At 69.7% G+C, this 15,138-nt stretch carries 13 protein-coding genes and 1 pseudogene; 4 read left to right on the top strand and 10 right to left on the bottom strand.

Annotated elements, in window-relative coordinates; all coding sequences use genetic code 11:
- Positions 1-478, bottom strand: a pseudogene (locus G5C60_RS13705) (hypothetical protein); the annotation flags it as partial.
- 438 nt (positions 479-916) lie between these two features.
- Here G5C60_RS13705 and G5C60_RS13700 point away from each other — a divergent pair.
- Positions 917-1,585, top strand: coding sequence for a bifunctional DNA primase/polymerase (locus G5C60_RS13700; RefSeq protein WP_165258602.1), 669 nt, complete (start codon positions 917-919; stop codon positions 1,583-1,585).
- A gap of 89 nt (positions 1,586-1,674) precedes the next feature.
- Here G5C60_RS13700 and ftsY read toward each other — a convergent pair whose 3' ends face one another.
- On the bottom strand, positions 1,675-2,871 hold the full coding sequence (gene ftsY / locus G5C60_RS13695) for a signal recognition particle-docking protein FtsY (RefSeq protein WP_165258600.1): 1,197 nt from the start codon (positions 2,869-2,871) through the stop codon (positions 1,675-1,677).
- A 202-nt stretch (positions 2,872-3,073) separates the two neighbouring features.
- Between ftsY and G5C60_RS13690 the strand changes: the two genes are divergently transcribed.
- The gene (locus G5C60_RS13690; RefSeq protein WP_165258598.1) at positions 3,074-4,063 is read left to right on the top strand and encodes an LLM class flavin-dependent oxidoreductase; all 990 of its coding nucleotides are present in this window, start codon (positions 3,074-3,076) and stop codon (positions 4,061-4,063) included.
- A 136-nt stretch (positions 4,064-4,199) separates the two neighbouring features.
- Here the strand turns inward: G5C60_RS13690 and G5C60_RS13685 are convergent, their stop codons facing one another.
- The 4 genes from G5C60_RS13685 to G5C60_RS13665 all read right to left on the bottom strand — a co-directional run bounded on the left by G5C60_RS13685 (position 4,200) and on the right by G5C60_RS13665 (position 10,541).
- On the bottom strand, positions 4,200-5,618 hold the full coding sequence (locus G5C60_RS13685) for a sugar porter family MFS transporter (protein ID WP_165258596.1): 1,419 nt from the start codon (positions 5,616-5,618) through the stop codon (positions 4,200-4,202).
- Between the two features lie 225 nt (positions 5,619-5,843).
- Positions 5,844-9,425: a chromosome segregation protein SMC gene (gene smc, locus G5C60_RS13680; protein ID WP_165258594.1), complete on the bottom strand. Its 3,582-nt coding sequence runs from the start codon at positions 9,423-9,425 to the stop codon at positions 5,844-5,846.
- 238 nt (positions 9,426-9,663) lie between these two features.
- Positions 9,664-9,867 (bottom strand): hypothetical protein, encoded by a 204-nt coding sequence (locus tag G5C60_RS13670; protein ID WP_165258592.1) that lies wholly within the window; start codon positions 9,865-9,867, stop codon positions 9,664-9,666.
- A 392-nt stretch (positions 9,868-10,259) separates the two neighbouring features.
- Positions 10,260-10,541, bottom strand: a complete 282-nt coding sequence (locus tag G5C60_RS13665; protein ID WP_165258590.1) for an acylphosphatase — start codon at positions 10,539-10,541, stop codon at positions 10,260-10,262.
- A gap of 130 nt (positions 10,542-10,671) precedes the next feature.
- On the opposite strand from G5C60_RS13665, the gene G5C60_RS13660 reads away from it, so the two are divergent.
- Positions 10,672-11,817 (top strand): CAP domain-containing protein, encoded by a 1,146-nt coding sequence (locus tag G5C60_RS13660; RefSeq protein WP_165258588.1) that lies wholly within the window; start codon positions 10,672-10,674, stop codon positions 11,815-11,817.
- Between the two features lie 64 nt (positions 11,818-11,881).
- Positions 11,882-12,271 (top strand): winged helix-turn-helix transcriptional regulator, encoded by a 390-nt coding sequence (locus tag G5C60_RS13655; protein ID WP_165258586.1) that lies wholly within the window; start codon positions 11,882-11,884, stop codon positions 12,269-12,271.
- On the opposite strand, the gene mutM is transcribed toward G5C60_RS13655, so the two are convergent.
- The 4 genes from mutM to G5C60_RS13635 form a co-directional block, all read right to left on the bottom strand.
- The gene (gene mutM, locus G5C60_RS13650; protein WP_165258584.1) at positions 12,244-13,104 is read right to left on the bottom strand and encodes a bifunctional DNA-formamidopyrimidine glycosylase/DNA-(apurinic or apyrimidinic site) lyase; all 861 of its coding nucleotides are present in this window, start codon (positions 13,102-13,104) and stop codon (positions 12,244-12,246) included. The two genes, G5C60_RS13655 and mutM, sit on opposite strands and share 28 nt — an antisense overlap.
- Before the next feature lie 204 nt (positions 13,105-13,308).
- A complete protein-coding gene (gene rnc / locus G5C60_RS13645) occupies positions 13,309-14,133 on the bottom strand; it encodes a ribonuclease III (RefSeq protein ID WP_165258582.1) in 825 nt (274 codons plus the stop codon).
- Between the two features lie 19 nt (positions 14,134-14,152).
- Positions 14,153-14,326, bottom strand: a complete 174-nt coding sequence (rpmF, locus tag G5C60_RS13640) for a 50S ribosomal protein L32 (RefSeq protein ID WP_006139588.1) — start codon at positions 14,324-14,326, stop codon at positions 14,153-14,155.
- A gap of 2 nt (positions 14,327-14,328) precedes the next feature.
- Positions 14,329-14,973 (bottom strand): YceD family protein, encoded by a 645-nt coding sequence (locus G5C60_RS13635; RefSeq protein ID WP_165258580.1) that lies wholly within the window; start codon positions 14,971-14,973, stop codon positions 14,329-14,331.
- Positions 14,974-15,138 lie beyond the last annotated feature (165 nt).

The raw sequence follows: 15,138 nt of genomic DNA, 5'->3' as shown, positions 1-15,138 counted from the left end.
CGCTGGGCACCAGCCAGCGCTGCATGGGCTCGATGAGCGACGAACCGGCGGACAGGGCCAGCGAGGTGCCGAGGAAGCCGCGCCGGGCCAGCATCAGGTCGCTGCGCGAGAACTCGCTGATCAGCGCGACGGTCTGCGGTCCTGTCCACGGCAGGTCGATCCCGGACACGGACGGTGACTGGTGTGCGGTGCGCAGGCCGAGGTCCTCGACGGCGACGACGCAGCCGAAGCGCTCGGAGAACAGCTCGGACAGGATGCGCGGGATCGGCTCGCGCGGGTTCTCCCCGTCGAGCCAGCGGCGCACGCGCGAGGTGTCCGTGGAGATGTGGTTGGCCCCCAACTGGCGTGCCCTGCGGTTCACTTGGCGCGCCAGCTCGCCCTTGGACCAGCCGCTGCGCACGAACCACGAGCCCAGCAGCTCATTGGGGCGCTTGTCAGTGCTGGTCGCGGTCGTCCCGCTTCCGCCGTTGCCGCCCACTGGAACGCCCCCATCCCTCAAACCCCTTGTGCGCTGTGTGCGCCAAGCCCTACCAGATTGCCGGTAAATGCGGTCGTCCGTCCGGCAGTTCTCACCTCTCGAACGGAGAGCCGACTTGCCTCCGGCATACTCACAAGTGCGCGCACCCCCAGGAGTCGTGCACTCACAGTAATCCTACGATCACCCCTCCGGCCATGGCGGATGCGGAAACGCCACCATTCGCCACCCCTCCGAATGAACTCCCGGTGGTCGGTAAGCGATTCACTTGACACAGGACGGCCAGGAGTGGCGGAACGGTGCACACCGGGGCGCGAAGAGCCAAGCGCACCACCCTGAGAGCTTCTGGGCGCCGCTTGGTCCCAGGCGACGCCGGGAACGCAGAGTTACGTTCCGATTCCGCCGCGTAACCATGGACGCGCTGAACCTGTTGGAGGGGGCATGGGCTTCACGATCGGCGGCAGCCGTGGGATGCGCGAGATCCGGCCCGGCACACGACGCCGCGGCCGCTCGTCGGAGTGCACCGCGGTGGCCGAGTTCACCGGACTGTGGGGCTGGGACGTGGTGCCCGGCGCCCGGGCGTCCGCGGGGACCTGCTCATGCGGCAGGACCGACTGCCCGGCACCCGGCGCGCATCCACTGGACTTCGCACCGGTCATCCCCGCCGGCGCCACCCTCGACCAGGCGACCGAGGCCTGGAGCGACTTCCCAGGCGCCGCGGTGATGCTGCCGGTGGGGCGCGCCTTCGACGTGATCGAGGTCGCCGAGCCCGCCGGTCGGCGCGCACTGATCCGTCTCGAAAGGATGGGCCTCCCAGTGGGCCCCGTGACGGCGACCCCGGACGGCCGCACCCACTTCTTCGTCGCCCCCGGCGCCGCGGCCGAACTGCCGGAGCTGCTCTACCGCACGGGCTGGGACTGGGACGACACGACGCTCGACCTGCACGGCCTCGGCCCCGGCACGTACATCACGGCCCCACCCTCCGACCGCGCCGGCCTCGGCCCGGTCCACTGGCTCCGCTCCCCCGCCCTCGACTCGGCGACGAAGCCGCCCGCGGCGCGGCTGCTGCTGGGAACGCTGGCCTACGTGGCGCACCGGTCACGCACGTAGCCCTGCCGGGCGGCAACAGCGAAGCGCGCGTCCCCGACTGCACCTCGGGAACGCGCGCTTCTTCCGCACCTACGAAATTTCGTAGGTGGTCACTCTCCGATAAGAGCGTCAACGAACGCCTCCGGCTCGAACGGCGCCAGGTCGTCCGCGCCCTCGCCGAGGCCGACGAGCTTGACGGGTACGCCCAGCTCCCGCTGGACGGCGATGACGATGCCGCCCTTGGCCGTGCCGTCGAGCTTGGTCAGGACGATGCCGGTGATGTCGACGACCTCGGCGAAGACACGGGCCTGCACCAGACCGTTCTGACCGGTGGTGGCGTCCAGCACGAGCAGCACCTCGTCGAGCGGTGCGTGCTTCTCGACGACGCGCTTGACCTTGCCGAGCTCGTCCATGAGGCCGGTCTTGGTGTGCAGTCGCCCGGCGGTGTCGATCAGGACGGCATCGGCACCCTTCTCGATGCCTTCCTTGACGGCGTCGAAGGCGATGGACGCGGGGTCGCCGCCCTCGGGGCCACGCACGGTGCTGGCACCCACGCGCTCGCCCCAGGTCTGAAGCTGCTCGGCAGCAGCGGCACGGAAGGTGTCGGCCGCGCCCAGCACGACATGCTTGCCGTCGGCGACGAGCACGCGCGCGAGCTTGCCGGTGGTGGTGGTCTTGCCGGTGCCGTTCACCCCGACGACCATCACGATGCCCGGGGTGTCCAGGCCGGACTCGGTGTTCACGGTGCGGTCGAAGTCGGGCACGAGAAGGGTGAGCAGCTCCTCGCGCAGCAGGCCGCGCAGTTCATCGGGCGTACGGGTGCCGAGCACCTTCACACGCTCGCGCAGCCGCTCGACCAGCTCCTGGGTGGGCTGCACTCCGACATCGGCGGTGAGCAGCGTGTCCTCGATCTCCTCCCAGGTGTCCTCGTCGAGGTGCTCGCGCGAGAGCAGCGTGAGCAGCCCCTTGCCGAGCGCGTTCTGCGAGCGGGAGAGCCGGGCGCGCAGACGCACCAGGCGCCCGGCGGTCGGCTCCGGGATCTCGATCTCGGGTGCGGCCGGGCGTTCCTCGACGGCGACGGCCCCCGAGGCGTCCGGAAGATCCACCTCCTCGATCGTGCGGCGCGGTTCTTCGCGCGGCGTCTCGGCTTCGTCGCCGACGTGCGGCTCGGCCGGAGGGGCGGTGATGTCGGGCGTGGCGGGGGGCGGCGGGGGCGGCTGCTTCCGCTTGCGGCTGCCGACGACGAGCCCGCCGAGCGCGCCGATCACGACCACGGCGATGACTACAAGAAGGATGACGATTTCCATAACGCACCCAGTATGCGTGACCCTCCACCCGCCGTCCGTTCTCCGCTCAGGGGGTGTGCGTCGTCAGGGCGCGCGAGGCGCATCCGGGGCATGACCCCGGTCGTCGCCGCGGCGCGGCGTCGTGCTGCCGCCGCTATGGCCGTCTGACGCCCCGTCAGCTACCGTCCCCCTTCTCCGGCACCCGCCCGAAGGAGGACCCGCCATGTCCGTCACGGTCGTACGTTTCAATCTGGTCGAGCCCGGCGCGACGAGCGAGTCGCTCAGCGCCCGCTACCAGGCCGCCCTGGAGATGGCCGCGTACGCCGACGACCGCGGGATGACCACCGTGCAGACCGAGGAGCATCACGGCGCGGCCAACAACTGGCTGCCCTCGCCCTTCGCCTTCGCGGGCGCGGTCTTCGGCGCCACGCGCCGGATCGCGGTCACGGTCTCGGCGATCATCGGCCCGCTGCACGATCCGCTGCGGCTGGCCGAGGAGATCGCCGTACTGGACCTGCTCAGCGGCGGCCGTCTGGTGACGGTCGCGGGGATCGGCTACCGGCCCGAGGAGTACGCGCTCTTCGACGTCGAGTGGAAGCGGCGCGGCAAGCTCCAGGACGAGCTGCTGGAGACGCTGCTCAAGGCCTGGACGGGCGAGGAGTTCGAGTACCGCGGCCGTACGGTACGGATCACCCCGCGCCCGTACTCCGCTCCCCATCCGCTGCTGCTGGTCGGCGGCTCCTCGAAGGCGGCGGCCCGGCGTGCCGCCCGGCTCGGGCTGCCGTTCTTCCCGAGCGCGCATCTGCCGGAGCTGGAGGCGTACTACAAGGAGCGCCTTGTTGAATACGGCACGGAGGGCTGGACCATGATGCCTCCGGCCGTGACCCCGCTGCTGCACCTCGCCGAGGACCCGGACCGCGTGTGGGCCGAGCACGGCGAGCACTTTCTGCACGAGGCGCGGACGTACGCGTCCTGGCAGTCCGGCGACATCCGTTCCGCGGTGAAGTCGGGGGCCACGACGGTCGACGAGCTGCGCGCGGAGGGCGTGTACCGGATCGTGACGCCGGACGAGTGTCTGGCGCAGGGCCTCGACAACTACGTATTGCATCCGCTCTCGGGTGGGATGCCGGTCGACGAGGGCTGGCGCAGCATGCATCTGTTCTGCGAAAACGTACTGCCCCGGCTCAAGAACCTCGAGGACCACGAGGGCTGAGCCGGGGCGGTACGCCTTACGGGACGAGGAGAGGGGCAGCGGGGGCTTGGCCCGTCTCCTCGCGATCGAGGGCCTCTTCACGAGGCATCGAGAGCCTCTTTACGAGACCTGGCCTGGGGCCTGTCCGGCCTGTGGCCTAGCCCATCTCCTCCAGCGCCTTGCCCTTGGTCTCCTTCACGAACTTGAGCACGAAGGGGATCGAGAGGGCGGCGAAGACCGTGTAGATCACGTAGGTCATGGAGAGGTTCCAGTCGGCCAGGGACGGGAAGCTCGCGGTGATGGCCCAGTTGGCGATCCACTGCGCGGAGGCGGCGACGCCGAGGGCGGCGGCGCGGATGTTGTTCGGGAACATCTCACCGAGGAAGACCCAGACGACGACACCCCAGGAGAGGGCGAAGAACAGGACGAACACGTGGGCGGCGATCAGCGCGACCCAGCCCTGGGTGGCCGGCAGCTTGCCGTCGACGAGGTCGAAGGAGAAGGCCCAGGCCTCCAGGGCGAGACCGGCGACCATGCCCACGGAGCCGATGAGTGCGAGCGGCCTGCGGCCGATGCGGTCGACGAAGATCATGGCGATCACGGTGCCGACGATGTTGATGATCGACGTCGTGAAGGAGTAGAAGAACGACTCCGTCGGGTCGACGCCGACCGACTGCCACAGCGTCGAGGAGTAGTAGAACGCGACGTTGATGCCGACGAACTGCTGGAAGACGGAGAGGCCGATGCCGATCCAGATGATCGGCCTGAAGAAGAAGCTGCCGCCGAGCAGGTCCTTGAAGGTCGACTTGTGCTCGCTCTTCATGGCGTGCTCGATCTCGGCGACGCGGGCGTCCAGGTCGACGTTGTCGCCCTCGACCTCCTTCAGCACCTCGCGGGCGCGGGTCTCCTTGCCTGCGGAGATGAGGTAGCGGGGCGACTCGGGGATCGCGAAGGAGAGCAGGCCGTACAGGACGGCCGGGATGACCATCACGCCGAGCATGATCTGCCAGGCCTCCAGGCCCAGCAGTGTGCCGCGTTGGTCGCCGCCCGCGGCGTTCAGGATGGCCCAGTTGACGAGCTGCGAGACGGCGATGCCGATGACGATCGCGGCCTGCTGGAAGGAGCCGAGGCGTCCGCGGTACGCGGCGGGGGCGACCTCCGCGATGTAGGCGGGGCCGATCACAGAGGCCATGCCGATGGCGAAGCCGCCGACGATGCGCCAGAAGGCCAGGTCCCACAGCGCGAAGGGCAGCGCGGAACCGACGGCGCTGACCGTGAAGAGCACGGCCGAGATCTGCATGCAGCGGATGCGGCCGATGCGGTCGGCTATCCGGCCCGCAGTGGCGGCACCGATCGCGCAGCCGATCAGGGCGACGGCGATGACCTGCGCCAGGGCCGCGGAGCCGATGTCGTAACGGCCCCGGATGGCTTCGACGGCACCGTTGATCACGGCGCTGTCGTAGCCGAAGAGGAAGCCGCCCATCGCGGCCGCCGCCGCGATGAAGATGACGTGCCCGAGGTGTTCGGGATGAGCCTCTCGGGCTCCTGACTTTGGTGCCTGCGCTGTGCTGGTCACGGGTACTCCTCGGGCCTCCGGCCTCGCTGCCGGGGTGAGGGCACGCCCCCACCTGAAGGTAAAAGCAACGTTTCCGAGAGTATGCCTTCAAGTTTCGAAGTCAACAGAGGGGTAGGTGTGAACAAAGTTAGAGGCAGGTAAGGAAATTGTGTTCAGTACTTGAATGGCATGGCCACGTTGTGGCCATGTGCCTCGCGTCGACGTCCGGGTCCCGTCGTCCCAGGGCTAACGAAGCCGCTGGCTGATGACCTTCGACACCCCGTCGCCCTGCATGGACACGCCGTACAGCGCGTCGGCGACCTCCATCGTGCGCTTCTGATGGGTGATCACGATCAGCTGCGAGGCCTCCTGCAGCTCCTGCATGATCCGGATGAGCCGCTGCAGGTTGGTGTCGTCGAGCGCCGCCTCGACCTCGTCCATCACGTAGAACGGGCTGGGCCGCGCCTTGAAGATCGACACGAGCATCGCCACGGCGGTGAGTGAGCGCTCGCCGCCGGACAGCAGGCTGAGGCGCTTGACCTTCTTACCCGGAGGCCTGGCCTCCACATCCACGCCCGTGGTGAGCATGTTGTCGGGATCGGTCAGGATCAGCCGACCGTCCCCGCCGGGGAACAGCCGGCTGAAGACTCCCTCGAACTCCCGGGCCGTGTCCCAGAACGCCTCGGTGAAGACCTGTTCGACGCGCTCGTCGACCTCTTTCACCACCTGTAGAAGATCCGCGCGCGTCTTCTTGAGGTCTTCCAGCTGCTCGCTGAGGAACTTGTGGCGTTCCTCCAACGCGGCGAACTCCTCCAGGGCCAGCGGGTTGACCTTGCCGAGCTGCTGGTAGGCCCGCTCGGCGGACTTGAGCCGCTTCTCCTGCTCGGCGCGGACGAACGGCCGGGGCTGGTTGCGCGGGTGCTCGGGGTCATCCGGCAGTTCCTCGCCCTCGGCGGCGAGCGAGGGCGGCACAAGCTGGTCAGGGCCGTAGTCGGCCACGAGACCCGCAGGTTCCACACCGAGCTCTTCCAGCGCCTTCGACTCCAACTGCTCGATCCGCAGCCGTTTCTCGGCGCCGAGCACCTCGCCGCGGTGTACCGAATCCGTGAGTTTGTCGAGTTCGGCCTTGAGGTCCCGCCCCGCGGTGCGGGCGGCGACGAGATCCTGTTCCCTCAGCGCCTTGGCGCTCTCGGCGGCGGTGCGCTCTTCATCGGCCCGGCCCACCGAGACCTCGACGTGCGCGAGAAGCTGCCGGGCGCCGGAGGCGACAGCCTCGGCGACGGCGGCCTCGTGCCTGAGTCTCGCCCTGCGCTGCTCGGCACGCGCGCGTGCCTCACGTTCGGCGCGCGCGGCCCGATCCAGGGAATCGGCCCGCCCGGCCAGCCCTTTGACGCGCTCCTCGTGCGTACGCGCCTGGAGCCGGGCCTCCATCTCGGTCTGCCGCGCGTTGGCGCCGTCCGCGGCGAGCCGGTCCCGTACGGAGGTGTCGGGCTCCTCCTCGCCGGGCATCTCCTCGGCCACGGCGAGCCGTTCGGCCAGCTCTTCGGCTTCCTGTACGGCCCTGTCGAGGGCCTCTTGCGCCCGCGCGGCCGCGGCGGTGCTGCGCTCGGCCTCCCCTGCCGCCCCGCGGGCCTGCCCGGCCAGCCGCCCCAACTGCTGGGCGACGGCCGATCTCTCCCGCTCTCCGGCCCGCCGCCGCTCCCCCAACTCCTCGACGAGCGCGGCCCGTTCCTTTCGCCGCTCGGCGGCGAGGTGCTGCGCCTCGGTCAACTCCTCGCATCGCACGGCGAGTTCTTCGAGCTCGTCGGCGGCCTCGTCGACGGACGCCTGCACTTCGAGCAGACTCGGCGCCCCTGCCGACCCACCGTGCGCGAAGTGCGCCCCGAGCAGGTCGCCTTCGGCGGTGACGGCGGTGAGATCGGGCCGCGCGTACACGAGGTCCTCGGCGTCCTCGAGGGTTCCCACGACGACGATGCCCCTCAGCAGGCGCCGTACGGCGGGCATGAGTTCAGCGGGCCCTCGGACGAACTCGGCGGCGTACGGAGGACCGCTGCGCTCCGGGGACACGTCTGTGGAGGCAATGTCGCCCGCGGCCCGCACCTCCTCCGGTGCCCCCGCCAGCAAGAGGGCCGCTCGTCCCGCGTCCTGCTTGCGGAGCAGGCGGATGGCGTCGGCGGCCGAGGACGGGGTCGTCACCGCGATGGCGTCCGCGGCCGCGCCGAAGGCGGCGGCCAGTGCGACCTCATGGCCCGGGGTGACCGACAGGAGCTCGGCGGCCGGGCCGAGCAGGCCGGTGAGACGTTCCTTCGCTCCCAGCAGGGCGCCCGTGCCGTCCTTGCGGCGCAGGCCGAGTGCCAGGGCCTCGTGGCGGGCCTGGGTCGCCGCGCGCTTGCGCTCCACGGAGGTGGCCGCCTCGCGGGCCGCCGCCAGGGCTGCTTCCGCCTCGGCCAGCGCCGACTTGGCCGCCTCGTGCCGCTCGGCCAGCTCCGCGTCGCCCTCGTCCAGGCCGTCGACCTCGGCCTTGAGCGCTTCGTACTCCTCCTGCGCCGCGACGGCCCGCTCCTGGGCCTCGTCCCGCGCGGAGGCGAGGCGGTCGATCTCGGCCTGGGCGGAGGCGGCACGCGAACGGGCCGCGTTGACCTGACCGTTCAGCCGGGCGAGGCCCTCGCGGCGGTCGGCGATGGCGCGGGCCACGTCCTTCAGGCGCCGTTCCTCCACCGCCAGTTCGCGCTCGAGGTCGGCCCGGTGAGCGACGGTGTCCTCCAGCGCCCGCTCGGCCGCCTCCAGGGCCGCTTCGAGCTCGGCCTCCTGCTCACGGATCCGCGCGGCCTCGCGCTCCATGTCCTCGGGATCACGTCCGCGCCGCTCCTCGGGCGGTGCGGAGGTCGCGCTCTTGACCCGGGCGTCGGCCAGCGAGATCGTGCCGCGCACCCGCTCGGCCAGCTGGGACAGCTCGTACCAGGTCTGCTGCGCCCGCTGGAGCCGCGGCGTGAGGCGCCGCACCTCGTCCTCGAGCAGCGCCTCCCGCTGGAGCGCCTTCTTCAGCTCGGCCTCGGCCGTTTCCTTGCGTTCCTTGAGCGCGGCCTCGTCGGCGACTTCGGCCTGGAGCGCCTGGCGGAGTCGTACGAGATCGTCGGCGAGCAGGCGCAGCCGGGCGTCCCGGAGGTCGGCCTGGATCACCGCTGCCCGGCGCGCGACCGCCGCCTGCCGACCGAGCGGCTTCAGCTGACGTCTCAGCTCGTCCGTCAGGTCCTGCACGCGTGCGAGGTTCGCCTGCATCGCGTCCAGCTTCCGCAGCGCCTTCTCCTTGCGCTTGCGGTGTTTGAGGACGCCCGCGGCCTCCTCGATGAAGGCGCGGCGGCCCATCGGGTCGGCGTGCAGGACGGAGTCGAGCTGGCCCTGGCCGACGATGACGTGCATCTCGCGGCCGATGCCGGAGTCGGAGAGCAGTTCCTGGATGTCCAGCAGGCGGCAGGTGTCGCCGTTGAGCTGGTACTCGCTGCCGCCGTTGCGGAACATGATCCGCGTGATGGTGACCTCGGCGTACTCGATGGGCAGGGCGCCGTCGGAGTTGTCGATGGTCAGGGACACCTCGGCGCGGCCGAGCGGCGGGCGCCCGGTGGTGCCGGCGAAGATGACGTCCTCCATCTTGCCGCCGCGCAGCGACTTGGCGCCCTGTTCGCCCATGACCCAGCTCAGCGCGTCCACGACATTGGACTTGCCCGAACCATTGGGGCCCACGACACAGGTGATCCCCGGCTCGAACCGCAGAGTGGTCGCCGAGGCGAACGATTTGAACCCACGGAGGGTCAGGGCCTTGAGGTGCACGCCGCTGGACTCTACCGTCCGGGTCTGTCTCACTCCATGAACGAACGGTTTCACCCATGAACGTGCAGGGCACACCAGACGTTAAAGAGAGTGAAAGAGTGCGCGGGACAGAGTACGCCGGGGGCCAGGGAAGACGCGGGGGCAAAAAAGAAGGGACGCCGAAGCGTCCCTTGCAACACTGAATGAAGCGGCTGACACGGACAGCCTGATCACTGGCGGCGTCGTTGCCGTGCGGTGGTCAGGTGAGCGCAGGCTCCGCCTGGGGTACGTCGATGCTCTCCAGAAGGTGATCGTGAGAAGCGGCAGCCGTCAGCTCGTCGTTCTCGGCCTGGATCCGTACGAGCTCGGATTCCAGGTCCTGGACGCGCTGCTGGAGCCGTCGCATCTCGGCGAGGAGTCGCGGGTCGGAGCCGCCGACGTAACCGAGAAGCGCCTTTGCCATGATGGATGGTCCTCCACACTGAGTGACCGACCGAAGCGGTGTGGGTCGTGAGGGAATCGCACCCGTAGTGCTTGGCACTGTTCAGTTGTTGCTGCCGTTCTTACATGCCAAACAGCTAAGGTGCGCGGGGCTTTCAGCGTCTCACCAAAAAGTTTGACGGTCAACACGATCACGCCCCGTATTGGCGGGCAACCCTGGGCGCGCGGCCTGAAAACGGGCGGCGCTGCCTCTCCTTCGGGGCCCTGAGGGCGTAGAGATCATCCTTACCTCGCGAGCCTGCCACGGCAAGCGGTTCTTGGCAACAACCAGGCGGTTTCTGCCCGGGGCAGGTGCCCGGAGCCTGCCCCGCGCCCCCGGCCTGCGGTGTTGTGGGCGCCGACCGGCAGTGGATCTCAGCGGATGGCGAAGCCGTCGTAACCGCCCCGGGGCGTGTCCCAAATCTCAGTGACTCCGTCGACGCGGCCGGGTGTGTCGTCCCCGCGCAGCCAGTCGAGCAGTCCCTCGCATCCGGCCCGCGGGCCCTCCGCGACCACCTGGACCCGTCCGTCCGGCAAATTGAGAGCAAAGCCACTCAGGCCGCCGATCTCCAGCGCCTTGGCACGCGTGAACCAGCGGAAACCCACACCTTGGACGCTTCCGCGTACCCACGCCACGAGCCGCACATCCTCGTTCATGGCTGCACGCTAACCGGCCATTTGCTCTGTGAGCACTTCCTCCTCTTGCGTCATGCGGTACCGTCCCGACGCAATGCACCTCACTCATTCGAGTGAGGACGTTGACTGCAAGGATGAGGAAGGCCAGGAGATGGGACGCCACCGACGCTCCGCCGCCGGCCGCGCCGCCACAGGCCGCGCCACCGGCGTCACGCAAACGTACGGAACATACACCGGCCGCTACTCAACGGCCGACGCGGGTGATTACGCGACCGAGGCCATCTCGGGCGCCGGCCAGGACCGCTACGAGGCGAACGGCCGCTACGCGCAGAGCAATGGTCTCTACGCGCCGAGCCACGACTACGCGCACAGCGACGCCTACCTCTTCTCGACGGGCGACACCGCCCCGGGAAGTGCCGCCTACCTCTACTCGACGGGCGACGTCGACGCGTACGCCACGACCTCCTTCGCGCCCACCGGTGACCCCCGGGGCGGTCGCTCGCACCGCCGCCGCAAGAAGGCCGCGGTGCCCGTGCGCGGCGGTCTGCTCGGTGTCTCCGCGGCGGTCGCGATGGGCGCCGTCGCGGTCGCGTCCGGGCTGCTGCCCGGCGGCGGTGACAAGGACGTGGTCGGCGGCAACAACGCGGGCAAGGTACAGACCTCGGACTTCCCGACCGGTCTTGAGACCCAGGGCGGCACGGACGGCTCCGCGGACGACCGCGACGACTCGGGCGCGAGCCGTGACACTGACCGCTCGCCCTCGCCGACGCCGACGCCGACGAAGCCGGCCGAAGAGCCCACGAAGAAGCCCACCACGAAGCCGACGACGAAGGCTCCGGAGCAGTCGAAGCCCAAGCCGACTCCGCCGCCTCCGGTCACGAAGGTGCCCAAGCCCACTCCGCCCAAGGCGGTGTCCCCACAGTCCGCGGCCGAGGCCGAGGTGCTCTCGCTGGTGAACCAGGAGCGGGAGAAGGCGGGCTGCAGCCCGGTGACGGCGTCCAGTTCGCTGGCCGCGCTGGCTCAGGACTTCAGCAAGGCCATGGCCGTCGGGGACTTCTTCGATCACACCGACCCGAACGGGGCCACCCCCTGGGACCGGGCGAAGGGGCTCGGCATCGGGAACCTCGGCGGGGAGAACATCGCCCGCGGACAGGCCGACGCCGCGGCGGTCATGGAGGCCTGGATGAACAGCCCCGGCCACCGCGCGAACATCCTGAACTGCGACTTCAAGACCCTGGGAGTCGGCGCCCACTTCGACACGGGCGGCCCCTGGTGGACGCAGGACTTCGGGTACTAGGTAGGCGGTTACTTTTCGTTAGCGCCATCTGCGGGTCGGCGCTGCACCGGAGTACGCTGAAGGTATGGACCTCACGGAGACACCCGACCTTCCGTATGACGTGTTCTCCAAGGCGTGTCCCTCTCGGGGCACCCTGGAGCACGTCACGGGGCGCTGGGGCGGACTCACGCTCGCCGCGCTGTTCGAGGGCTCGCTCCGCTTCAACGAGCTGCGCCGGCGCGTCGACGGCGTGAGCGAGAAGATGCTGTCGCAGACGCTGCACGCGCTGGAGCGCGACGGACTGGTGCACCGCGAGGCGCAGCCCACGAACCCGCCGCGCGTGGACTACGAACTGACACCGCTGGGCCACGAGGTCGCCGAGCGGCTGCTGGCCCTCGTCCACTTCGTTGAAGGCCGTATGGACGACGTCATGGCGGCACGCGAGCGCTACGACGCGACGCGCGGCGGTCGCTGACAGCGCGGGCAGAAATAGCTGGACCGGTTCATCCAGGGCCGCCGTCGGATCACCGTGCCGCAGCGCCGGCACGGCTCGCCCTCCCGCCCGTACGCGTCGAGGGACCGGTCGAAGTAGCCGGACTCGCCGTTCACGTTGACGTACAGGCTGTCGAAGCTGGTGCCTCCGGCGGTCAGGGCCTCGTACAGCACGTCCCGTACATGGCCGAGGAGTTCGGCGGTGCGCGGGCGCGTGAAACCGGTGGTCGGGCGCTCGTAGTGCAGCCGCGCGCGCCACAGCGCCTCGTCCGCGTAGATGTTGCCCACGCCGCTGATCAGCGACTGGTCGAGCAGGGCCCGCTTGATGGTCGTACGCCGTCGCCTCAGCGCTTCGTGGAACGCGGCGTCGTCGAACTGCGGGTCCAGCGGGTCGCGGGCGATGTGCGCGATGACGTCGGGCAGTCCGTCGGGTGTGGTCGTGTGCAACGAGAGCCCGCCGAAGGTCCGTTGGTCGACGAAGCGGAGTTCGGTGTTCAGGGTGTCGGCGAAGCGGACGCGGATGCGCAGATGCTTCTCGTCGGGCGCGCTCTCCGGCTGGACGAGGAGCTGGCCGCTCATGCCGAGGTGTGCGAGGACGGCGGTCGGCTGGTCGGCGAGCGGCAGCCACAGGTACTTGCCGCGGCGCTGGGGAAGCCCGATGCGGTGCCCCTTGAGCCGGGCCCCGAAGTCCTCGCCGCCCGCGATGTGCCGGCGCACCGCGCGCGGATGCAGCACCTGTACGTCGATGACGATCCGCCCGCTGACCCAGCGCTCAAGGCCGCGCCGCACGACCTCGACCTCAGGAAGTTCGGGCACGGGTTCTCCTCCGGAAGGGAAAGGTGGTTGCGCTGGAAAGGTGGTTCGAAAGCCGCGGGCCGTTCGTGGCTGATCGCGCAGTTCCCCGCGCCCCTGCGGGGCCGCGGTACTGCACCGGACCCGGGCGGGCCGGACGGGGATGGCGAACATGATCGCCCGCCCCTTTGCCGGGACGGGCGATCGGTGACGGCTGTGGGCCGTGGGTCAGGCGGGAGCGGTGTCGGAGTTCGCGGTCGAGGGGATGTCGACGTCCCTCTCGGCGTCCGCGGCGGCCTTCGTCGCGTTCAGCCGCTCGTCCGCGGCGGAGCGGATCTCCCGCCACGCGGATTCCGCCGCCTGCTGCTCCGCTTCCTTCTTGCTGCGGCCGGTGCCGGTGCCGTACGAGACGCCTCCGACGCGGGCGGCAGCAGTAAAGGTCTTCTCGTGGTCCGGGCCGGTCTCCGAGACCAGGTACTCGGGCACGCCGAGCCCCTCGGTCGCCGTGAGCTCCTGGAGACTGGTCTTCCAGTCCAGGCCGGCACCCAGGTTCGAGGACTTCTCGATCAGCGGATCGAACAGGCGGTGCACCAGCTCCGCCGCCGAGTCGAGCCCCTGGTCGAGATAGACCGCGCCGATCACCGCTTCGAGGGTGTCGGCAAGGATGGACGCCTTGTCCCGGCCGCCCGTGCCCTCTTCGCCCCGGCCGAGCCGGATGAAGGAACCCAGGTCGAGCCCGCGGCTCACCTCCGCCAGCGCACGCGAGTTGACCACCGCGGCCCGAAGCTTGGCCAGCTGGCCTTCGGGCAGGTCGGGGTGGGTGCGGTACAGCGTGTCCGTGACCACGAGGCCGAGGACGGAGTCCCCGAGGAACTCCAGGCGCTCGTTGGTCGGCAGACCGCCGTTCTCGTACGCGTACGAACGGTGGGTCAGCGCACGCACCAGAAGGGCGGACTCGAGCTTGTACCCGAGCCGCCCTTCCAGAAGCGTGTGGGACGAGGCTGTTGTGTCCGCCTTTTTCTTGGCGTTCGAATCCGCCTTGGCGTCAGACATAGAGCCTCTCACCAGCCGCTCAGACCTCGAGGACCTGGCGCTTGTTATAGGTGCCGCAAGCGGGGCACGCGATGTGCTGCAGCTTGGGCTCGTGGCAGCGCTCGCACGCAACCAGGGTGGGGACCGCAGCCTTCCACTGCGACCGGCGGTGGCGCGTGTTGCTGCGCGACATCTTCCGCTTCGGAACAGCCACGGCTACTTCTCCTGCTTCTCGTCGGCGCGTGCTTCGGCGCCGCTGGTCTCGTCCTTCTCGCCGTCTTCGAGTGAACCGGCGAGTCCCTGCAGTGCCGCCCAACGGATGTCGACGGCGTCATGGTGGTGGCCCGGTTCGTCCGAGAGACGCACTCCGCACTCGGAGCACAGTCCCTCGCAGTCTTCCTGGCACACCGGCTGCATCGGCAGTGCGAGCACCACCGCGTCACGCAGCACAGGCTCGAGGTCGAACAAGCCGTCCTCGATGAAGAGCCTGTCCTCGTCTTCCTCGGCGTCGTCGGCCGGTTCCCCCTTGGGGCGGCCCCGGTCGTCGGCGTCAGGGTACGAGAACATCTCCTGGAAGTCCGCTTCGAGCTCCAGCTGAAGCGGCTCCAGACACCTTACGCACTCCCCCTCGGCCCGTGCACGGGCGGTGCCTGTGACAAGCACACCTTCCATGACCGACTCGAGTCGGAGTTCGAGCTCCACCGGCGCGCCTTCCGGCACTCCGATCACTCCCTGGATACCGAGGTCCTTGGGAGCGTCGACCGTACGGGTCAGGCGCTGCAGCGCACCAGGACGTCGCCCCAGCTCGTGTGTGTCGAACACGAGAGGGTTGCGGTGGTCGAGGCGGGCGTTCAGGGCCATTCCTGCTTTCGATCTTGTAGCTCAGAGGTACGCCGCCGCGGTTCGAGAAAGGTCACCCATCTCTTGCGCTGAGGGCAGCGTGGATCGCGGACGAACGCGCGACCGAAGAGCCAGGATACTGGACCTTCCGCTCTCGGCCCAATCCGGTGCGCACCCGGCGGTCCC

The organism is Streptomyces scabichelini (assembly GCF_011045015.1).
Lineage (GTDB): Bacteria > Actinomycetota > Actinomycetes > Streptomycetales > Streptomycetaceae > Streptomyces > Streptomyces scabichelini.
The sequence above is the reverse complement of the archived record's forward strand: the minus strand, read 5'-3'. Positions and strand labels throughout refer to the sequence as shown.